This is a genomic window from Thermocladium modestius (genome assembly GCF_055398215.1).
On sequence record NZ_AP043731.1, the window covers coordinates 1610758 to 1630585 of the forward strand.

The following is a 19828-nucleotide window of genomic DNA, read 5'->3' on the forward strand; positions in this document are numbered from 1 at the left end:
CTTATTATTTCACAGTTTATTAAACTTTTCGCCATTATTAAATTGATATTATCATAAATATATGTCAATAAATCTTCACATCAACGATGCGGGCCACCCTATTCATGAATATCTTTGCGACGTCCAGCTTCGCCCTCTTCACCGCATCGTCTCGCTTTATCACCACATCGGGCTTGAACCCATAGACATGGATGATTCGTGCCCCCATATACGCTGCTATGTAGGCCGCCCTATCTCCATCGGTGAACCCGGGCGGAAGTATTGAGCATCCCGTAGGCCATGATTGGACGGTGGGTATTATTCTGGCCATTCTACCCGCGTAACCCTTGAAGATGCCCATATTATCGCCGTGCGCGTGCCCCAGCACCACACCATCATAGCCGATCAACTTTTCCGGCTCGAAGTCGAAATCCGTCACCACCACGTCGGGCCTTATTCCCATCCCGGATAAAATGGAGAGGGACCTGCCCTCCACGGCAATAATCAATCCCCGTTGCCTGGGCTTCTCGGCCAACGCTGGCATGACTATGGTTACTTCGCTCCAATCCAGTCCACGCAGATCGCTCAGCGGCGAGTTGCAGAACTGGGGCGCCTCCCGCGCGGCAACCGCGTCGCCGGAGAAGTTGAGCCCCGGTATTCGCGAGTAGATGGCCCTGGTGAGCTCGTACTCCAGCGGGTCTAGGACTAATCCCATCTAGTTTCAAGCATAGCCTCCAGTATTTCCCTGTTTCGCGTTTTCCGGGGGTGTTTCGACTTGCTCAGCAATGTAAGGATAATGTTTATTAATCGACGTTGGAATTGATTCGCTATGAGTATGGCATACATCGTCTTGGATGCATTGGGCGTTGCTGCATTGGACGAGAATGGCAACGTCATAGACAAGGAATTATTCGAGGGAGACGTGGATGAGATAGCCCGTAAATTGACGGCGATGGAGCAGGGACAGGCGATAGATGAGGTAATTGCATTGATAAGCAGGTTGAAGGGAAGAGGCGTGTCCGCAGTATCCCTGGAGCATAAGGAGATGGCGCGAAATGTGAGCCTGAAGGAGACCGGTGTTGAGGTGAAGGCGGAATTGCCGTCCAAGGTAGGCCTCATGTTCAGAAGCCAGTTCAAGGATAAATACGTCGCCTCCCTCTACGGGTTGAGCTTTGAGGAGTACAAGGATAAATTGTTCGAGGCCACCGTGGCGCAGACCAGGGGAAAGATAAGGCAGACCGCGGAGAAGAGGGACCTCTTCATTGCTCAAGCCATAAGTGCAGTTGATGATATGGATAAGATACTGAATCTATACGCCTCTAGGATGAAGGAGTGGTATGGTCTCCACTTCCCTGAACTGGATGGATTGACTAGGGAGCAAATAGAATACGCCAAGTTGGTGTTCGAGCTTGGCCAGCGGGATAACTACACCATGGATAATATACTCAAGGCAGTTCCAGAGCTGCAGGAGGACAGGGCGAAGAAGATAGCCGAGGCTGCCAGGAGGAGCGTCGGGGCATCCATGACTGACTGGGATATACAACAAATAAAATACATAGCCAAGCAATTCATTGATCTATATAACGCCAGGAACGAGGTGACGCAGTACATAGATGATGCCATGAAGGACGTCGCGCCGAACATACGCGAACTTGTGGGTTCCCTGCTGGGTGCCCGTCTAATAATGCTGGCCGGGGGCTTGATGAGGTTATCCATGATGCCGGCCTCAACAATTCAAGTGCTGGGCGCGGAGAAGGCGCTGTTCAGGGCATTGAGAACCGGCAGCAGGCCACCGAAGCACGGCATTTTATTCCAGTTCCAGGAAATATTCAGGGCGCCCCGGTGGCAGCGCGGCAAGATAGCGAGGGCGTTGGCCGCCAAGCTGGCTATAGCGGCTAAGGCGGACGCGTTCACTGGGAACTTCATAGCGCCTAAACTTAAGGAGGACTTAATGAAGAGGATACAGGAAATAAAGACCCTCTACGCCAAGCCCCCCGCGAAGAAGCCGGAGCAGCACCAGGAGCGGCATGTAGGGGGAGGAAGGAGCGGGGGGAGGAGGCAATGGAGGGGAAAGAGATAATAAGAGCGGGGGGATGGGCGATATAGATGTCGATAAAGGCAGTGAGCGTTGAGGAGCATGAATTCAAGGGCGTTTACTGGGTCCACTTCGAGGACGGCAGCGCCAGGCTGGCCACGGTCAATTTAACTCCAGGGAGGCGGGTGTATGGGGAGCAATTGATAAACATGAACGGCGTGGAGTACAGGGTGTGGAATCCATATAGATCGAAGCTGGCCGCCGCCTTGATGAATGGGCTGAAAGTAATGCCCCTCGGCGAGGGAAGCGAGATATTATACCTGGGAGCAGCCAGTGGAACCACGGTGAGCCACATGAGTGACATAGTGGGGCCCAGCGGCACTATCTATGGAGTTGAGTTCAGCCCCAGGGTTTTCAGGGAGTTCATGGAGAGGATAATAGACCAGGGCCGCCGCAACGTGATACCTATACTGGCGGACGCCAGGTACCCGGAGCAGTACATATCCATTGTTAAGAAGGTAGACCTAGTCTATATAGACGTGGCCCAGCCCTTCCAGGCCAAGGTATTGGCTGACAACGCTGATGTGTTTCTCAACAAGGACGGGAGGGTGGTGCTTGTCATAAAGGCCATGTCGATAGACGTGACCAAGGAGCCGTCTGAGACGTTCAAGCGGGAGATAGATGCCCTAAAGGAGAGGGGATTCGACGTAGAGACCACGGTTCACTTGGAGCCCTACGACGTGGCTCACGCATTGGTGGTCGGCAGGAAGATATAGCCGCAGGATCCTGGGAATCACATGCATCAACATCGTCATGCAAGGAAAGGCTTATATTTCGGTCCATCAATGCATAGACGTGGAGGTCCTGGAGGAAACCATTAGATACCTATCAAGGACGGGAAGGACCGTTATTGTATCGGACGGCAAGTACAGCTATACGATAGCCTCCAAGACCAAGAAAGGCCCCACACTAATTAAGGTAACCACCGATGGAGGCGACGTGAGCGAGGATAACGCCATAGATCTCCTGGCTTTCTCCAAGCTGGGCATCATGACCATGATAGTGGCGGAGAGCAATGGCGGGGAGAAGCTTGAGGACGACACGGTGTACCGGAGGGATGGGATATCCATGATAAACCCAAAGACCCTGGGCAACATCGCTGAGGGCAGGATGCCCAAGCTATTCAAGGAGAGAGGCATGATAAAGGCCAAGGTAAACGGCCGCGTCCTGCGGAGGATGAGGCAGGAGCACTCGCTTAGCCTGGGTGATCTAGCGGAGGCCCTGTCAGTGGGCAGGCGGACCATTTATGAGTATGAGAAGGGAGGAATGGAAGCGGCAAGCGAGCATGCGCTGGCGTTGGCAGAGCTATTCGGGGAGGAGGTGCTTGAGGACGTCGATCTGACCCCCAGGGATCCCGGGGCTTCTATCAACAAGAGAATCACGAAGCTGTGCGCAGGCGACGTGGTGGTCAACGCTCACCTCCTTGCATCGGCGCACGCCCGGTTTGCCGAGTTCTCCAACCTCCGCCTGCTGGACTACGACGTGAGGGAGGAGGCGGTAAAGATAAGCGAGATCCTGGATATAGGGTATGCCGTTGTGGATGATGGAAAGATAGAGGTAATCAGGCCCAGCCAAGCCGCTCGAAATTAATGTGGGGAGCCACTTAACGCTGAAATCAGCTTCGCGAGCTTGTGATCCCCCTCGATCTTAAATCCATCCACTGCGAAGTGCGTCCTCCACACCCTTACTCCAATAGATGATGCTGTCTCCATCAATGCATCTATGGATGGGGTGAAGCCCATTACGCGTCCCAACTCGCTTAATCTAAAGTAGAGCGGGGGGGCAATGGATTCCTTACTCAATGCCTCCATGAATGCCTTCACGTCATCGCCCGCCTTCCTGACTGCCCCATCCATGAACTCCGGATCCATCAATCCACCTATCCACACCGGCCCCCCCAAGCCGGGGGCTCCTATTGGGTATCCGCGCGTTAACCACCGCTTCAGCGTCCTTGGGTTATATCCATAGAAGCCCATGTTCCTCAGCGACTCCACGGCATCCGCCCTGTCCTTGGATACCACAACGCATGCCCTATAGTAATGCCTCTCGTGGTATCCAATCAAGGGAATCACGCCGGCATCCAGCACCAATGCCTCCCTCACAACAAACCCAATCAATGCCCTAAGCCCCACCTCCCTTGAGAAGGGCACCCTTAATGGGAATACTCCATACCGCCTAACCGCCTTATTGTAATGCCTCCCCTCAAGCACGCCCAAGTCCGTTGCTGTTAGGCATAGTAATCCACCATCGCGGAGCGCCCTTACTGCGGATGAAATGAACGGCGCAGGGGATCCAAACGGGTCTAGATCAACGACATCGCATTTCACCCTGGACAGCAGCTCGTTGGCGTCTCCCCTAACCGCCTCAGCTCTATCGCTAACCCCGTTTCTCTCTAAGTTCCTCATAATTAAGGCATGCGCCTCCCGGCTTAGGTCTCCCATCACTACCTTGGAGACTCCATCGACCTCCAGCAAGTACCGGATCCCCCTAACGCCGCTTCCCGAGAGGGGCTCGCACACGGTGGCCCCGCCTCCCCTGGAGTCCATGAATGCCCGGAGGACGGCCACGGATATTGATCTGTTGTTGCTCATCAATGGATTGAAAAACACGGGTGCCTTGGCTGGCTCCGGCCTGCCTCCCACCGTATATTTCATGGGGTTGGGAACGAGTATCCTGGCCTTGCCCTCCACCACCTCCACTAATTCCTCGATGTTCACCGATGAGTTGTTGAAATAGGCGTTTAAATACATGGCAGTTGGATGGGTTATACGCTGAGCGTGGGGCTTCAATCAACGGTAATGCTTTAAATGGCCGTCCCTCGCCTAGACCAGTGATAATAGGCGTAGCTGGGCTTCCAGGGGCCGGCAAGACCACGGTGAGCAGGCTCCTCGGGGAGGCTGGGTTCAGGGTGTACTCAATGGGTGATATAGTTAGGCGCCGAGCGGCTGAGCTGGGCATGTCCACCGATGAGGCATCAGTGTACCTCCGCATAACAAGGGGGGCAAGGGCAGTGGTGGTGGACCTCATTAATGAGATGGAGGAGGGCAATGCCGTGGTTGAGGGGTTGAGAAGCGTGGATGAATTGGACGCCCTCAGGGAGAGATTTAATTCCGTCTTCTTGATATACGTGGCTTCATCCATGGGCGTCAGGTTCAGTAGGCTCAAGAACCGCGGGAGGCCGGACGATCCAAGGAGCCCAAGCGACTTGATTGCGAGGGATTACAGGGAGTTGAAATTCGGATTGGCGGAGCTGATAAGCAGGGCGGATAGGATTATCTTGAACGATGATGGATTGGAGTCGCTACGCGAGTCAGTAAGGAATATAATCCAGGCCATTGTGTAGGCTCGATGGAGCTCTCGGTAAAGGCGGCGGTGAATCCAACGGAGGATCCAAATAAAGTAAAGGCGGCCGTGCTGAACTTGGTGGACATGGAATTAACCATGGTGGAGGAGAACGGTCAGAGCTACGTTGTGGGGGTCAGCCACTCCCTTTCCTCGCTGTCGCCGCTTAGAAAATTGATCGGCAAGGCTGGCATAGCTAGGCTGGCCAGGGAGGTGCTTCGCAGCAGCGCCGTGGGGGACACCATAGAGATAAAACTCCACAAGCAAGCGGCGTTTGCCGGCGCTGTCTCCTTCGTGTCGCAAGATGGGGAGAGCCCCATGGGCCCCATAATAATAACCATAACTGCTGTAGATCCAGGCAAGGTAATAGACTGGATAGCGCCGCCGCCCAGGAGGCTAGATGGGCTTCATAGATAGAAGATAATTGATCAATATTATCAGTATAGCTATGTTGAGGAACAACATGAAGAACGCCATTATTCTATAAACCCTGCTGGTGACTTCCTCCAGCGGCGTGTAGGCTATGGCTGCATTGAACCAAGTCTCCTTTATGGTGAGTATCGTCAATAACATGGAGACTAGCCACGGCAGCACCGCCAACACGTCGGAGTTGAGTGTGTACGGCTTAGCTAAGCTTATGGGGCCGGCCTCGGCCACGGAGAAGGAGGGAAGGGCCACGTTAACCACTAGGAAGAATGCCGTTAAGGTCACGGCGGCGTCGGCGTACACCAGCTTCATGGCTGTGAAGAGCCGAGGGAGATTTTAAACGTTATCTTATTTTTGCAATGATTGATCAAAGCCAAGTGGACGCAAGACCATTGCTGGCATTGATGGTAGCATTGCTTAGCTTGCCCATAGCGCTGGCATCGACGACTCAGCTCAGCTATATTTACGTGCAGCAAGGCAATTACTCGTATCAATATCAATTAACGGGCAATGCAGTGCTGCTTCCACAGAAATGCTCCAGCGGCTCCATTAATTGGTTAATATACCCCGACCCCAGGTCCTATATCGGCATATCCAGTATACAGATAATATACAGCAATGGCACGGCCGCCCCTTACATTGGTTTCTACTCGCCCAAGTACGCCTCGCTTACCGCTCCCTGCGGCTCCGTGTACGGGCTCTACGTGACGCTGGGGCAGTACCCACCCCCCTCTCCCTATGGTTACTTGGAGCCCGGCGTCAATTATACAGTGAAGCTCTCGCCCGGCAGCGATAACATAACGATACCAACCCCTCCGGGCTTCTCCTTCCTCTACGCGTTGATTAAGGTGGTATTCATAGGTCCCGGCGGCGTTGTGATCAAGTCTCAATTCACTCATCCAATGAACGTGATTAAAAACTACACTGAGGTGGGCGGGTTCCAATTGCCCGTCACGCAGGAGACAATAATAGCCTTTACACCGCAAGTCCTTATTTATCTAAACACAAGTGGATTGGCCTACGCCTCCATAAATCCAGTCTACTACACCACGGTCTTCAACACGGGGATGGCCTACGTGATCGGCCAACCGTTCTATGACGTGGAGTACGGGGGGTCTTCATTTACTCCGTTAATTCAATTATTTCCATCCCAATTGCTGGTTAGGAACATCTCCATCTCATCGATAACAACGGAACCAGCCTCGATATCTATAACTCCCGCATGCAGCAACCTAATAATAAGCGGGGGACAGTACTCCGGTGGAAAATTGAGAGTTAGGGTGCCCAGCAACGTGACGCTCTTCCTCAACGGAGTTCCCTTCATGAACCTAAGCATCAGCTCCATACCTACGGGCTCCGCTTCGCTGAGCTTGAACGTGTTATCGGATGGCATAAACATAGTGTCGCTTGACGGTCAACCGCTCAATGGAACGGTTGTTCTCAGTAATGGTAGGTCAACCATAAGGCCAGGCCCAGGCGTATGCGTGCCTCCCGGCACCTACTCCGCCATAGTGGTCGTCAATAATTACTCATTCCAGCTCGGGCACGTAAACGTGACCCTGCTGGATCCATACATAACCGTTCCCCTCTTCTACAGGACATCCATCACCATCAAGACCAATGCCACCACGTGCCCCGGCTCTCCATACTTATTGGTTAACGGAGAGAGGGAGCAGTATGGTTTCCCCGTATCGCTGGGCTACGTGAGGAACGGCTCCTCCGTGTCGGTGGCGTTGGCGCTTGATGGGGCCGTCTTATCTCAACGCGGCGTGGTGATCAATGGCACCAATGAGTCCATTTACATGCCCGTCAACTCGATGAAGGTCAAGGTCACAGATATACTTGGATTCCCAATATCCAATTATGTGGTGGTGATCGGCAATTTAACGTACTTTGACGCGAGGACCATATGCGTACCCTCCTCCGCCTCCTTCGTCGTGGTGCAAGTGAATGGGCAGGACTACGTGGCGAGGATAGCCCCAATCGTGCACGTGACAGTTCTATGGCCGCTCACCTTTAAATCGATGATTGTGCTCTCCTTTTTGTTAATGATCATGTTGATAGGGATCGTCTCGGCCGCGATCAGGAAGCACTCGAGCGGCGGTATCGATGATGAGGTCACCATATGATGAAGTTAACCATGCGGTTTCACCTGGATGGCTCCCAGGGGTCTAGGCTCTTGTATTGCTCATGGGGCAGGCAATTCATAATGGTCATCTAGCCCTAAATGCTTAATAGCCAGCTATTTCTATGGCAGCGATGGATATCGTTTTGACTACGATTCCCTTACCTGGGGAGGCCATAAAGTACTTGGAGAATCATGGTTTCCAAGCAAGGATGGTGAGCGATATGGAGGAGGAGACAATGGCGAGGGCCGTTGCCCTGCTTTGTTGGTGCATGGGAGACCTGGACCTATTATCCATGATCGGCAAGCTACGGGGACTCCGCGCCATACAGACGTTCTCCGCGGGGGTGGATCACCTACCGTTTAATGCAATACCTCCCCACGTTGCTGTGCTGAGCAATGCAGGCGCCTACTCAAGGCCCGTGGCGGAGTTTGCGTGGAGCTTGGTGCTGGCGCTTGCCAAGGGATTGAACGGCACGACGCCGAACAGGTCCGCGTACATATCAAGTCCTTACTCCAAACCTTACCTAATACATGGGAAAACCCTCATGGTTTTCGGAACCAGGGGTATAGGCGGTGAGGCGGCCAGGATAGGTAAGGAGGGATTCAAAATGAGGGTGATAGGCATAAACAGAAGCGGAGCGCCGGCGCCGGGCATCGATGAGGTCCACCCATCCACCGACGCGCCAAGACTGGCAGGAAGGGCCGATGTGGTTATAGTGTCTCTTCCCCTCACGAAGGAGACGAGGGGCATCATAGGGAGAGACTTCCTGAGTAATATGAAGGATGAATCCATATTGGTCAACGTGGGCAGGGGAGAGGTGATAGTTGAGGAGGACCTGTATGAGGAATTAAAGAGGCGGCCCGGCATTAGGTTCGGCACGGATGTTTGGTGGAATTACGGATCCGGCGAGTCGGTTATGAAGACAAAGACGGGGCTGCATTCGCTTCCCAACGTGCTTGGAACCCCCCACATAGCTGGCGGCGCCACCTACAGCGACGAGGTAAGCAGGGAGGTCATCATGAGCGCGGTGACCAATGTGGTAAAATTCTTGGAGGGGAGGGATGCCAGAAACTTAGTTAATAGAAGCGAATACGTATAATTAATTCTATTGCATGCTTCGCGGCGTTGAGGGTGGTTTGGAGTGCGTCGCAATTGCTTGTGCCTCCCCTTTGGCCTTCATGGGCATCTGTAGGTCATTAAGGAAAGTTTATATTGAGCTGGACTGGGTTAATTCGTGCCTAGGAAGTCCAAGAAGGAGAAGGGCAGTGATGCCAGCATAACGTCATTTCTCTTCCCCTCCCCAGGGGAGGAGCAGCGTCAAGTCTCGGGGCCTGGGGGTATAGCCGATGATTTGCTGTCCTTCATAGTAAACAGGGGAGGAGTGAGTAAGGAGGAGTTAATGGCTTGGGGTAAGGAAAGGGGTCTAAGCATGGCGAAGCTCCTATCCGCCGTGGAGCAGTTAACGGCCGCCGGCCTCCTCATAAAGAAGCTAGATGAAAGGGGGAAATTGATGTATAAGGCGCGCGGCGGTTCCTCGAATAGGCATGCCACTTAACTAGGCATGTTCCTGGAGGCGTAATCGGCGTCCATCATAAAGTCACCAAATTCACCCCGCTACTCTTTGGGGCGTACCTGGACGTAGCTATTATCTGTATATCCTTGCTTGCCCTCAATAGAATGTCAATTATCATTTCCAGCCATTCCTCGTTCAACCCAATATCGACCCCATCCACGACCACTGTGGATCCTCTGGGCGATATAGCCAATTGGACCAGCAGTGGGAGCAGCGACCTAATGGCTAGCCCCGCGTGGTAGAGGGGGCCCCATCGTCCCTTCATGGATAAGTAGCCCGACACCCTATTGGGCTCCACAAATCCGGCCGTCACGTCATCCACCCCAAGCCTGGATAGCATGGCCTTAATGGCTTGAGCCCCCTCCGAGTACTCTGGCTTGGTCAGTATCATGGATAGAAAATGAACCGTGTACTGTCCGTCTCCCCCCACAGAATGAGTTGGTAAGTCCACCGTGGTCTCGAAGGTTCTCTTCCACCAAGCCACCCTGTTCTCGCCCAGGAAGAAGAAGCGATCCCGCAGGGATTGCCTTAACGCGAATAAAGCAGCTTGAGCCCTCCCCACCTCGCTTGAATTCTCGCACGGCATCAATGCATCCTCGTGCATTACGTAGGCCGGCGGAGTGCATAGCCTTAGGGGCCTTGGCCTGGTCATCATGCCGCCATCCCCATCCTTTTCGAATGTGATCTCCTCCCCATCTATTTTCACAGTCTGCGAAACCCACCCATCTGAGTGCCTGTACTTATACTCATACTCTATGGTCCTAGCCATCACCCCGCTTGGTTCGAGGAAACTTCTCATGAAGTCATCCACATCGACCCCGATTCCAATGCCCATGATCTTCGACCCATCCATCCCGTTTATCACGTCCCGTAAATCATGTATTACCAGGAAATTTCCCTCAGTGATCAGCCAATCCTCTCCCTTGCTCTGCATAAGGAACGCCAGGGACTCCATGAGGCTGCTCTTGCCCGAGGCCGGGGGGCCCACCACCAAATTCAATCCTCGTCCCACCTCAATGCACTTCTCGCCTATCGCCTTGAAGTTGCTCGCGCAGATCTTGCGAATCATTGAAGCATCGCCCAGACGACCACCAATAATCCATCAATGCTACCTATGCTCAGGGGCGACACGGATATTCCCAAGTTAATCACATTGCCCTTCTTCTCTACATCGTTTATCAGGGAGTCTATCACCTCCCCGATTCTATCGATTAACTTCCCCGCCTCCATAACCGGTTGCCTCACCTCCTGTAGCTTGGTTTCAATGGGTATGAATTTCTTCGCCGTCACTATCACGGTAGACCAAGCCCCCCAGCCTGCTCCTCAGTTTAAGCATTATCTCCCTCATATCCCTCTCCACATCGCTGAAGCCGTAACTGGACGGAATGGCGCCTGCGTCCCCAATCCACCTGGGTATGACGTGCACGTGCATGTGCTCCTCCAACCCAGCCCCAGCGGCTCTCCCCACGTTTATGCCCACGTTGAAATCATCCGGAGATAATATCTCCTCCTCCGCCTTAATAAGGGCCAGAATTAGGTTGGAGCAGTCCATCAATTCATCATCGCTCAAATCCTCCAGCGAGGGGACATGCCTGTACGGGGCAATCATCACGTGCCCCCTATTATATGGATACTTATTCATCAATACAACGCACTTCCTGCCCCTGAACACCACTAGATTATCGTCGTCCTTATCATCCTTAACATAAGAACAAATGAAGCATCCAAGCTCCTTCCTCACGGCGCTCTTTATGTAATCATACCTCCACGGAGAGAACAGCACATCCATGTTATTGCAATCCCGCATGCGGTGATCGCCAAAATCATTCCGTGCCGCTTTAAAAACATGTTGAGGTACATATGAAGCAGCGTTTCAGGCCTGTATTCCTTATTGTTGTGCTTCTTGGTTTTCTAAAGTTGGTCAGCGCATTCTTTTGATTGCCTCTACTGAAGCATGAATTGATAAAAAAAGAAGAGGTAATCGCTGCTTCCGGGGTAGGGGAGTCAGCTATCTTTAGCTCAGGCTTGTCACCGCCTCGCTGAAGTCCCTTGAAAAGGCCTCCCAGGAGTAATAGAGCTGCCCCAATTCATGTATTCTACTTGGATTGAAGCTGTCCCTGTTCTCCAATACCCATACTACCTCGTCCAAGAAGTCCAGTAAATCCCTTGGCTCATCTACGAAACGAGTGGCGACGCCCACCTCCTTCATTCTATGAAGATCGGGGAAGTGAATTAGGGTTGGAGACACTACTGGAATGCCCATCGCTAATGCCTCCATCACGGAAACAGTTATTCCGCCGTATATGATGCTGCTCCTAGCCGGCATTATGAATGCGCTAGATGCTGACACTAGTTTCAGGTAATCGGAGTGGGATAGCCTTGATTTTAGGAATGCCGTAACCCCATGCGATTCCAGCCACCTCCATATTCCCTCCTGGTGATCAGGTATGCCCGTCACTATTAGCCTTGACTTGAACCGTCTTTGAAGCTCGCCGTGTATTAATGGAGCGTAGTGCACTCCCTTCTCCAGCCCGCCTCCGTACATTACCACGTATATGGAATCTTCATCCAATCCCAGCTCTCTCTTGATAATTGTTTTTCGCTCTTCACTTGCTGGTATCAGGGAGTCGAAGTTAACTGCCATAGGCCTAACCTTAACGAATTCCGCTCCCAATCCCTCCAAGTACCTCTTCTCGGCCTCAGTCAACGCAAAGAAGAAGGCCCGTAGCCTCCGTAATTCGTCCTCTCTAACATACCATATTGACTTACGGATTGGATTCCCATTGCGCAAGCCGTGGGGAGGGGGGGATGCGTGGTTTTGAAGGATAAGCTTCGTTTCCCCGTTCATGGATGGTGACAGCTTCCGCAAAGCCAACCAAGCCTCGCTTCTCCTGTGATACCCGTGTAGGTAAAGCACGGCTCCCTCCGATAGATCACGTAGGACCTCCCCGTAATGGAGCGATAACCCGCTCAACTCCATATCATAACCAAGCAGTCCCTTTATTGCTCCATTAATTACCCTGAGAGGCCAGCTCCGTCCAACGTCTATGGGAATGCCCAACACAGGCACTCCATCAACTACGTCCAGCGATACAGATCCACAGCTTACTGGGTTCATTGCTATGGAGCGGAATCCCTGCTTTGACAATCCAGCAGCTGCGTAAACATGCCAGCCTCTGAACCCAGATGCACTGCCTCCACACGGAGCTGGGAAAAACGCTGCGCTTAATACTGCATCCATTGAGGGCTCGCTTGGTTAAGCCCTAATTTAATTTAGTGGAGAGTGGAGGTCTTCTTCCGCCGGGAAAGGAATGGCCCTTCATGGAATGGTTTTTATTTAATTGAAAATAAGTATGACCATGCGGTGAACGCAATCACAGAAAGACCAAGGAAAAAGCAACATAATGCGGCTATCGCTCGAATTCACGCCTTCAATTGTATTTATAGTGATGCTGTTCGTTAATGGAATCCAGTGCTTGTGATCGGCTCTAGCGGAGGATCGGCTCCATCCCGGGAGTGAGGATCAATATAGGTACCAAATATCCTTGATGAGCGACAAGAAATACTTTGTTCTATATAGGGTGAACTCCTTCATTTTGAACCTCTTCTGAAGGGACTTAGCAAACTTCAACTGGGCACTGGCAACTATTGCCTTTCTGGTCCTAGACGCTGGATGCTCTGATCCGTGATGCATGTGATTGCTGAGTACTATCCATGGAGTTACCTTGATGCCGCTCAAGTAGGCCAGTATCCCCAATACGCCCTCGTCATTTATGAATGGACGGAGCTCCGGCGGAACATCGAGAAACGCCTCCTCCACCTTATTTATTACATCCAATGAAGGCAACTTCCTATAAACAACTACTTGCTTGGGCCCTATAAAGAGGACAGTCCCCTTCCTCATTAGGTTAGGTTCATAGATCCTGTATCCAAACACCGTTATTGTAGTGCCGTTAACGTTTAACTCCCCCAACTTGTGGCTCCTCATCATGGTATTCGGAGCACCCCTGCCCCACGCCTCTCTATCCAATATGGTATACATATCATAGTTCATGAGCGGATGAACAGCTGAAAACATGGGATCAATCACGTTATCGCTATCCATTATCGCCACATCGCCGGCTCCCTGCAGGTCCCTCAGCATGGTGAACCACGTCCCGCTCCTGCTGCGCCAATTCCCAACCCTCACATCCATATTGCCTGGAATTATATTCCGTAGCATCTCTTTTTGCCTATCGTGAAATACATTATCGACGTAGACAATGGCTGAACTTGGTTTTATGGCCTCCACGTTCTTCTGGAAGTACTCCAATACCTCATGTATCCTATAAAAAGGCATATATGTTACCAAGATCATTGAGAGAGGGCTCAATAGCGATTTAAAAATTTAATCATGGAATCGATCCATGTATGAGATCAGCTGCATCTATCACTGGTAAAATTGATGGGGGCTGCTCAGGCAGAACTGGATGAATGCTTCACCATTGCAATAAGTTCTTGGCCGTGGCCTTAGCCTCATCCATGCCCATTCCCTCCACCTTCTCTATGGAATCTGTCCCCTCATTGTATACGAACCACTTCCCTCCCTGCAAGTAAACCTTGACTCTATGCGAGAATACCCTCTTCACCTCCTCCTCGGTTACCGATATGCGTCCCGAATAGTTGAAGTTAGATCCGAAGCTCTCCGCCATGGCGATCCTCCTCCCGATCACGGGGGTCGACCCATCTACGACGCCCCTAATCAATGATGGAACCTGGGTCAAACTGATTAATTGCCCCTCCTGTTTCAACGCCGTCATGCCGCGTGGCCACCTTATGTAGAGGGGAACCCTTAACACCCCATCCTCTAAGAAGTAACCGTGGCTGAAGCCGCCATCCCCAAGCAGTTCCCCGTGGTCCGAGGTGACTATGAAGAGGGAATCATCGATCACAAGGCTAAGTTTCCTGACTATATCCAAGGCGCGACTCACGGCATAGGCAGAGTGAATCGGATACCTTTTCCTCCATATGTTCACGGCCTCTCTTGGTGCCTCTCCCTTAAACACTGCCTCTAGATAGGCGTTCACGGATAGGGAGTCATCTATGTCACCCGCCACGTAGGGAGCATGCGCCTCCATCATGTTTATGAACAGGAAGAAGCTGCCCTCGTCCTTCCGCAGATCAATCCCGGTCCTCCTCCCTCCCCTCAACGCATCGTCTAATATCTCCAGTATTAGATTAGATCCCTTCTCCAGTATCGGTCTCTCGTAAATTCCAGCCCTCACCAGCGCCTGGTCTATCTTGCTCCTTGCGAAGTAGTACGCGCCCTTAATTGACAGCCACGCTTGGCCCCTCCTCATCAACTCCCTGGCCAGCCTCAAGTGGTTCTTGTACAGCCTCAACAAGTCATTGAGATAGGCATTATCCAGGGAGTAGAGGAAGCCGCGTAAATGGATTGACTTAGTTCCGCGAAAGCCGTGCAGTGGAGTTATGAATGGGTTGGCGGTGATTATATATGTATCATAGCCATAGTCCCCCAACTCTCCCAGCAATCCCAGTCGTAGTCCCTCCATTTTAGCCGAGGATAGCTCTGCCATCTTCTCGCCCACGTAGACCCCATACGATTCATGTATTCCATGCATTGACGGGTAAAGGCCTGTGAAAATCGACGCGTGGCTCGGCAAGGTCCATGGAGCGGGGGCTATGGCATTCTCATACTTGACGAAACCAAATTGCTCCAGTGCCTCCAATCCCTTGCCGTGGTCCTCCCTCAGCGTATCTATTATTAATAGAATTATGTTGGGCCTCTTCATTCATCTAATCCCCTCCGCATTTCTTATTAAGGTACACCGTTGAAACTCAGCGGAACGCGTGGAACCTTACATGTATCCGTATCTCCGGAGGAGCTCCATTATGCCCTCCTTATCCTGGGCCCTCCCCACGCGCTCAGGCGTCCCCTCCAAGTCCTGCTCCCAGGCCGGCTTATCCCCTGTTGGCTTGGACTCGTACTTATCATCAATGCTCCTAAAACCCCTATAATAGAGCGGGTTTATGGGCAGTTTATTCTCAAGCGTGTAATTCCACACGTCCCTCTCAGTGAATGGAAGGATTGGGTGAACCCTCACGTGAAGAGGCTCCTGCCTCCTGCTGAAGAAAACCTCACCAGCCCTGGCCGGGTTCTCATCCCACCTAATCCCCACGAACACGCCCTCATACCCGCCATCCCTGATGAACTCATTCATGGGCACCGTCTTCAACAAGTGATTGGCGGCCACGTTGTTCAACGCGTACTTGAAGCTGGGCGCCGTGTACCCTATCTTCAACAACTCCTCCCTATCCCTCGGATCCAACTCATCAACCTTAACCTCATCCCCATACTTATACCCCCTCAACCGCTCGTTCCCCTTGAATATAACCTTCAAGCCCCACTGCCTCTCCACGTCCTCGATGAACTTCAGCGTCTCCTCGAAATGCATGAAGTGATCAATGAAAACCACGTCAAAATCCCTTCCAGTCGCCTCCCTAGCCTTTAGGGCGGCGTGGAGCACCACAGTGCTATCCTTCCCAGCGCTCCAAACCACCGCGGCCTTCTTGAACGTCTCTAGGGCAGCCCTGGCGACGGCCACGGCTATCTCGGCCTTATACTTGAGCGGAAGCAGGTCCAGCCTTCTCTGTGGACTGGCCTTGCTTAATAGGATGGATAGGTACTGCTGGGGATCCAGCCCGCGTGCATCGGCCTCCTCAATTATCCTCCTCGCCAATTCGCCCGATATGGATAACATAAAATCGCCTCAATTCAATATATTATAAGGATTTCTAGCGCATAGGGGAAAATCCGCTTCTTTACATGCGGCTATCATGACTATGAAAAGGCTTAAAACGAGTGAATGCCCTCGCGCCTTAATGAGGCTAAGCCCCAGGGCCGTGGGCTTCATGGCCACCGTGCTTTCGCTGCTCAGCGGCGCCGTCTATAACATAGCGATAACCAGGAAATTGACGCTGGACTACTTGGGGCTCCTCAACATAGTTAACTCGGCCGTTGCCTTCTCCTCGCTTCCCGTGACTATCCCATCATTCACGGCGTCCAGGGCGGTGGCCAAGGATGGATCGATCAACGTGGTGGCAATTATGAAATTGGTGGGCGTTTTCTATGTAGTGAGCGCGGCCATGTCCGTGGCCTACCTGATTCCCCTATGGGGAGAGTCAGGCGAGTATGCATACCTGCTATTGACCATCACGTTGCTGACGGCCCTCACCAGCTACGTTCAATCAGTAACGGGCTCCGTGCTCCTCGTAAAGAACAGGCAGGCCTACGTGGCGTCCAGCCTAGTCTCATCAGCCGCTAAGCTGTTGGTGATCCCCCTCATAATGTTACTGGATTGGTCAGTATACGCCGTGCTCTGGAGCACCTTCTTGATAGTTCTCTCTTCAGCCTCCTACTCCCTTGCCATTACCATTAGATTTCACAAGCCATCAATGGATTTCAAGCGGTTGCTCAAGTGGTCCGCAGGCGCGTCGTGGGTTTCCATGATGAGCTCCATAGCGGATACGATCTCATCCCTCAGCACCGAGGTCATAGGATTGCTTGGGTCCTTGATCGACTTGGGGGTCTGGAACGTCCTCCGCGCAATAGGTAGGCTATTCAGCATGCCCAACGTGATACCCAGCATAATGTACGGGGAACTGCTAGAGCGGGGCAGGCTGGAGGTTGTCTACAGGGACATGCTGCTCTCCCTCTTCATAAACACGTCCATAGTGTTGACGGTGGCGAGCTTCGAGCCCTTGATAATAGACTTGCTGCGGCCTAATGACTTGGACTTAATAGGTCCCCTCTACCTTCCAATCCTCTTCTTCCTAGTGTCGAATACCGTGTCATTGGTGAATACCTTCACTGATAACCTGATCAGCGGCGTGGATAAGTCGGACTTCAAGGGCGAGGTGGGCATCGGCACATACTGGGGGACCCATATAGGATTCTCGAAGCTATTGCACTTGGTTAGGGCGTCCCTCTACATAGTGCTTGCGATCCCCATTTACTTCTTGATAAAGCACCTGCCCTTCGCGATAGTGATGGCATTCTCGATCTCCAATATAATAGCGTTCTCCACATCATTCACGCTGAGGACAATGAGGATACGCAAGATGCAAGTGGAGCTCCCGCTCCACCACTTACTGCGGGACTACGTGGCGCCAACGCTCGCGTCGGCTGCGTTGGTGTACATTGCGGCGCAGCATGTAAGATTCAAGCTGGTCCACGATGTTTACATAACGATAGTCGAGATACTTGCCGCGTTCCTGTTAACGACGCTGGTCTACTTGGTCGTCACGTTGGTCGTCTCCAACCGCTCCCGGGACATATTTAGATCCGTGTTGAGGAGCATTAGGCAAGCCGCCATAGCTACGTGACAAAGCAAAACGGCAACCACCGCTCAAGGGGGTCGGCATTAGCTTGGTCAGCAATTCCAGCGCATATCATCGCATCAACCAAATGCCTCATCATCACGAGTTCGGCTTCAGCTCACCTCCTTATAATCACTTCCTCATCCAAGTTCGCGTGCAGGAGCAAGATTTAAGTCTTATGCTGCCCCGGGCATCGGTGGATAGGGTAGTATTATTGGATGGGTATGATGATGAGCCCGCCGGCCTGGGGGTTCCCCCGTACCTCGACGTGTATGCCAGGTACGTCGCGGGCGCCATCTGGTCGGTGGATCCATCAATAGATGTCAGATACATTACCGTGGACGAGGCTCGTCGGGATTGGAATGCCTTCGCCGATCTGGTAAGCGGCTCCAAGTTGTTGGTGGTGATGGCTGGGATAGTCACTCCGGGGAAATACTTGGGCGGGGAGCCCATAACGTTGAGGGAGTTGATTCGAGTGGGCGGCCTGGGGGTTCCCAAGGTACTTGGAGGCCCCGTGGCCCGGTTTGGATTTGGGGCCGGCGGTGGATCCATAGCGGTGCCCAGATCCTTCTTCTCCAAGTATTACGACTTGGTGGTTAGCGGGGACCTGGATCTAGTGGTTCACGAGATAGCGTCGAGGAGGTTCTCGCTGGAGGGGGTTAGCCCAGCTATGGTTCACTCATCGTATGCTGCCATCAATGAGTTCGCGGTGAGGGGGGCCAGGATAGCGGTTCAGCACCCAAATCACGGCCGCAATTTAATAGTTGAACTGGAGACCTACAGGTCATGCCCAAGATACGTCAGCGGCGGATGCAGTTTCTGCGCCACTGTCAGGTACGGCGGCGTTGAGTACAGGGATGAGGAGGCAATTGCGCGCGAGGTGGCGGCCCTCCACGTCGCCGGCGTTAGGCACTTCAGGGTGGGGAGGCAGGCAGATATACTTTCATATAAGGCAAGGGACACGGGACGGTTGGATTTCCCCCGCCCAGACCCCGACGCGGTGGAGCGGTTGTTTAGAGGCATAAGGGCGGCGGCGCCGGGCCTACGGGTGCTTCACATAGATAACGTGAATCCAGGCACGATATATAATTGGCCGGAGGAGAGCAGGGCGGCCTTGAAGGCAATAATTAGGCACCACACGCCGGGGGATGTGGCGGCCATGGGGATTGAGAGCGCTGATCCCAAGGTGATTAAGCTGAATAATTTGAAGACGCAGCCGGACGAGGCCTTGGCCGCTATGAAGCTCGTGGATGAGGTGGGGAGGGTCCTCGGCCATAATGGCCTGCCTCACTTGCTTCCTGGAATCAACTTTGTGGCCGGCCTGCCCGGGGAAACCAAGGAAACGTACATGCTCAACAGGGAGTTCCTGAGCAAGGTGTTGGAGTCAAACGTGTTGGTTAGGAGGGTGAATCTACGTCAGGTTCTGGTCCTGGAGCCAACCCCCCTATGGGGCAAGCGGGGATCCATTAGGTCAATGCTGGAGAAGCACAAGAGGTACTTCCTATCGTTGAAGAACTGGGTCAGGACTAGATTTGACCTGGAAATGATAAGGCGCGTAGTTCCAAGGGGAATCATTCTGAGGGAGGCCTACGTGGAGGCCCAGGCGCCGGGCGGCGTTTACGCGAGGCAGGTGGGCTCGTACCCCTTGTTGATATTTATCCCCCAAGGGCTTAGGCTCGGCGATTGGGTGGACGTCGTGGTGGTGGATCACGGGCCCAGGAGCGTTGTAGGCATCTCCATTCCAATCAACATAAACGAGGCGTCCAGCAAGCTGCTCTCAATGCTTCCCGGCTTCACGAGGGATAGGGTGAACAAGGTGTTGCTTAGGAGACCGTTTAAATCAATGGATGAGTTAGCCGCCGAATCGCTGGATGCCTCCATATTCACGGTGGATGGCAACTGAAG

General features: G+C 52.8%; 20 protein-coding genes. 10 read left to right on the plus strand and 10 right to left on the minus strand.

Features of this window, described 5'->3' with window-relative positions; genetic code table 11:
* Window positions 1-64: 64 nt before the first annotated feature.
* A complete protein-coding gene (locus ACZ5ZS_RS08345; protein ID WP_188595613.1) occupies window positions 65-694 on the minus strand; it encodes a 6-hydroxymethylpterin diphosphokinase MptE-like protein in 630 nt (209 codons plus the stop codon).
* Between the two features lie 114 nt (window positions 695-808).
* On the opposite strand from ACZ5ZS_RS08345, the gene ACZ5ZS_RS08350 reads away from it, so the two are divergent.
* From ACZ5ZS_RS08350 to ACZ5ZS_RS08360, 3 genes are all read left to right on the plus strand, one after another.
* Window positions 809-2059: a C/D box methylation guide ribonucleoprotein complex aNOP56 subunit gene (locus tag ACZ5ZS_RS08350; protein ID WP_188595614.1), complete on the plus strand. Its 1251-nt coding sequence runs from the start codon at window positions 809-811 to the stop codon at window positions 2057-2059.
* 26 nt (window positions 2060-2085) lie between these two features.
* Window positions 2086-2790, plus strand: a complete 705-nt coding sequence (locus tag ACZ5ZS_RS08355; protein ID WP_188595615.1) for a fibrillarin-like rRNA/tRNA 2'-O-methyltransferase — start codon at window positions 2086-2088, stop codon at window positions 2788-2790.
* 79 nt (window positions 2791-2869) lie between these two features.
* Window positions 2870-3664 (plus strand): helix-turn-helix domain-containing protein, encoded by a 795-nt coding sequence (locus tag ACZ5ZS_RS08360; protein WP_464858262.1) that lies wholly within the window; start codon window positions 2870-2872, stop codon window positions 3662-3664.
* Here ACZ5ZS_RS08360 and ACZ5ZS_RS08365 read toward each other — a convergent pair.
* Window positions 3661-4791 carry a tRNA (guanine(26)-N(2))-dimethyltransferase gene (locus ACZ5ZS_RS08365; protein WP_188595617.1) on the minus strand — a complete coding sequence of 377 codons (1131 nt, stop codon included), beginning with the start codon at window positions 4789-4791 and terminating at the stop codon, window positions 3661-3663. The two genes, ACZ5ZS_RS08360 and ACZ5ZS_RS08365, sit on opposite strands and share 4 nt — an antisense overlap.
* Window positions 4792-4904: 113 nt before the next feature.
* Between ACZ5ZS_RS08365 and ACZ5ZS_RS08370 the strand changes: the two genes are divergently transcribed.
* Both ACZ5ZS_RS08370 and ACZ5ZS_RS08375 read left to right on the plus strand, forming a co-directional pair.
* Window positions 4905-5417, plus strand: coding sequence for an AAA family ATPase (locus ACZ5ZS_RS08370; protein WP_188595618.1), 513 nt, complete (start codon window positions 4905-4907; stop codon window positions 5415-5417).
* A 5-nt stretch (window positions 5418-5422) separates the two neighbouring features.
* Window positions 5423-5833, plus strand: coding sequence for an RNA-binding domain-containing protein (locus tag ACZ5ZS_RS08375; RefSeq protein WP_188595619.1), 411 nt, complete (start codon window positions 5423-5425; stop codon window positions 5831-5833).
* On the opposite strand, the gene ACZ5ZS_RS08380 is transcribed toward ACZ5ZS_RS08375, so the two are convergent.
* A complete protein-coding gene (locus ACZ5ZS_RS08380) occupies window positions 5813-6154 on the minus strand; it encodes a hypothetical protein (protein WP_188595620.1) in 342 nt (113 codons plus the stop codon). The two genes, ACZ5ZS_RS08375 and ACZ5ZS_RS08380, sit on opposite strands and share 21 nt — an antisense overlap.
* A 47-nt stretch (window positions 6155-6201) precedes the next feature.
* On the opposite strand from ACZ5ZS_RS08380, the gene ACZ5ZS_RS08385 reads away from it, so the two are divergent.
* The 3 genes from ACZ5ZS_RS08385 (at window position 6202) to ACZ5ZS_RS08395 (ending at window position 9526) form a co-directional block, all read left to right on the plus strand.
* Window positions 6202-7971: a hypothetical protein gene (locus tag ACZ5ZS_RS08385; RefSeq protein WP_188595621.1), complete on the plus strand. Its 1770-nt coding sequence runs from the start codon at window positions 6202-6204 to the stop codon at window positions 7969-7971.
* A 130-nt stretch (window positions 7972-8101) separates the two neighbouring features.
* Complete coding sequence (locus tag ACZ5ZS_RS08390) at window positions 8102-9070, plus strand: 2-hydroxyacid dehydrogenase (protein ID WP_188595622.1); 969 nt, start codon at window positions 8102-8104, stop codon at window positions 9068-9070.
* A 135-nt stretch (window positions 9071-9205) separates the two neighbouring features.
* Window positions 9206-9526: a hypothetical protein gene (locus tag ACZ5ZS_RS08395; RefSeq protein WP_188595623.1), complete on the plus strand. Its 321-nt coding sequence runs from the start codon at window positions 9206-9208 to the stop codon at window positions 9524-9526.
* 34 nt (window positions 9527-9560) lie between these two features.
* On the opposite strand, the gene ACZ5ZS_RS08400 is transcribed toward ACZ5ZS_RS08395, so the two are convergent.
* The 7 genes from ACZ5ZS_RS08400 to ACZ5ZS_RS08430 all read right to left on the minus strand — a co-directional run bounded on the left by ACZ5ZS_RS08400 (window position 9561) and on the right by ACZ5ZS_RS08430 (window position 16305).
* Window positions 9561-10613 (minus strand): AAA family ATPase, encoded by a 1053-nt coding sequence (locus ACZ5ZS_RS08400; protein WP_188595624.1) that lies wholly within the window; start codon window positions 10611-10613, stop codon window positions 9561-9563.
* Window positions 10610-10840 (minus strand): hypothetical protein, encoded by a 231-nt coding sequence (locus ACZ5ZS_RS08405; RefSeq protein ID WP_188595625.1) that lies wholly within the window; start codon window positions 10838-10840, stop codon window positions 10610-10612. Before ACZ5ZS_RS08405 ends, ACZ5ZS_RS08400 begins: the two co-directional genes overlap by 4 nt.
* A complete protein-coding gene (locus ACZ5ZS_RS08410) occupies window positions 10806-11351 on the minus strand; it encodes an HIT family protein (RefSeq protein ID WP_188595626.1) in 546 nt (181 codons plus the stop codon). Before ACZ5ZS_RS08410 ends, ACZ5ZS_RS08405 begins: the two co-directional genes overlap by 35 nt.
* Before the next feature lie 207 nt (window positions 11352-11558).
* Window positions 11559-12785: a glycosyltransferase gene (locus tag ACZ5ZS_RS08415; protein ID WP_188595627.1), complete on the minus strand. Its 1227-nt coding sequence runs from the start codon at window positions 12783-12785 to the stop codon at window positions 11559-11561.
* 282 nt (window positions 12786-13067) lie between these two features.
* Window positions 13068-13901: a hypothetical protein gene (locus tag ACZ5ZS_RS08420; RefSeq protein ID WP_188595628.1), complete on the minus strand. Its 834-nt coding sequence runs from the start codon at window positions 13899-13901 to the stop codon at window positions 13068-13070.
* A 121-nt stretch (window positions 13902-14022) separates the two neighbouring features.
* Window positions 14023-15336: a sulfatase-like hydrolase/transferase gene (locus ACZ5ZS_RS08425; protein WP_188595629.1), complete on the minus strand. Its 1314-nt coding sequence runs from the start codon at window positions 15334-15336 to the stop codon at window positions 14023-14025.
* Window positions 15337-15402: 66 nt separating this feature from the next.
* On the minus strand, window positions 15403-16305 hold the full coding sequence (locus ACZ5ZS_RS08430; RefSeq protein WP_188595630.1) for a phosphoadenosine phosphosulfate reductase family protein: 903 nt from the start codon (window positions 16303-16305) through the stop codon (window positions 15403-15405).
* 121 nt (window positions 16306-16426) lie between these two features.
* Between ACZ5ZS_RS08430 and ACZ5ZS_RS08435 the strand changes: the two genes are divergently transcribed.
* Window positions 16427-17929 (plus strand): hypothetical protein, encoded by a 1503-nt coding sequence (locus ACZ5ZS_RS08435; RefSeq protein WP_188595631.1) that lies wholly within the window; start codon window positions 16427-16429, stop codon window positions 17927-17929.
* A 190-nt stretch (window positions 17930-18119) separates the two neighbouring features.
* Complete coding sequence (locus ACZ5ZS_RS08440) at window positions 18120-19826, plus strand: radical SAM protein (protein ID WP_188595632.1); 1707 nt, start codon at window positions 18120-18122, stop codon at window positions 19824-19826.
* Window positions 19827-19828: the final 2 nt, after the last annotated feature.

Bases quoted from the DNA above. Each gene is read 5' to 3' on its own strand.
- ACZ5ZS_RS08390 (WP_188595622.1), top strand. From the start codon at position 8,102: ATGGATATCGTTTTGACTACGATTCCCTTACCTGGGGAGGCCATAAAG.
- ACZ5ZS_RS08415 (WP_188595627.1), bottom strand. From the start codon at position 12,785: ATGGATGCAGTATTAAGCGCAGCGTTTTTCCCAGCTCCGTGTGGAGGC.
- ACZ5ZS_RS08350 (WP_188595614.1), top strand. From the start codon at position 809: ATGAGTATGGCATACATCGTCTTGGATGCATTGGGCGTTGCTGCATTG.
- ACZ5ZS_RS08420 (WP_188595628.1), bottom strand. From the start codon at position 13,901: ATGATCTTGGTAACATATATGCCTTTTTATAGGATACATGAGGTATTG.
- ACZ5ZS_RS08385 (WP_188595621.1), top strand. From the start codon at position 6,202: ATGATTGATCAAAGCCAAGTGGACGCAAGACCATTGCTGGCATTGATG.
- ACZ5ZS_RS08380 (WP_188595620.1), bottom strand. From the start codon at position 6,154: ATGAAGCTGGTGTACGCCGACGCCGCCGTGACCTTAACGGCATTCTTC.
- ACZ5ZS_RS08345 (WP_188595613.1), bottom strand. From the start codon at position 694: ATGGGATTAGTCCTAGACCCGCTGGAGTACGAGCTCACCAGGGCCATC.
- ACZ5ZS_RS08425 (WP_188595629.1), bottom strand. From the start codon at position 15,336: ATGAAGAGGCCCAACATAATTCTATTAATAATAGATACGCTGAGGGAG.
- ACZ5ZS_RS08430 (WP_188595630.1), bottom strand. From the start codon at position 16,305: ATGTTATCCATATCGGGCGAATTGGCGAGGAGGATAATTGAGGAGGCC.
- ACZ5ZS_RS08375 (WP_188595619.1), top strand. From the start codon at position 5,423: ATGGAGCTCTCGGTAAAGGCGGCGGTGAATCCAACGGAGGATCCAAAT.
- ACZ5ZS_RS08410 (WP_188595626.1), bottom strand. From the start codon at position 11,351: ATGCGGGATTGCAATAACATGGATGTGCTGTTCTCTCCGTGGAGGTAT.
- ACZ5ZS_RS08400 (WP_188595624.1), bottom strand. From the start codon at position 10,613: ATGATTCGCAAGATCTGCGCGAGCAACTTCAAGGCGATAGGCGAGAAG.
- ACZ5ZS_RS08435 (WP_188595631.1), top strand. From the start codon at position 16,427: ATGAGGCTAAGCCCCAGGGCCGTGGGCTTCATGGCCACCGTGCTTTCG.
- ACZ5ZS_RS08355 (WP_188595615.1), top strand. From the start codon at position 2,086: ATGTCGATAAAGGCAGTGAGCGTTGAGGAGCATGAATTCAAGGGCGTT.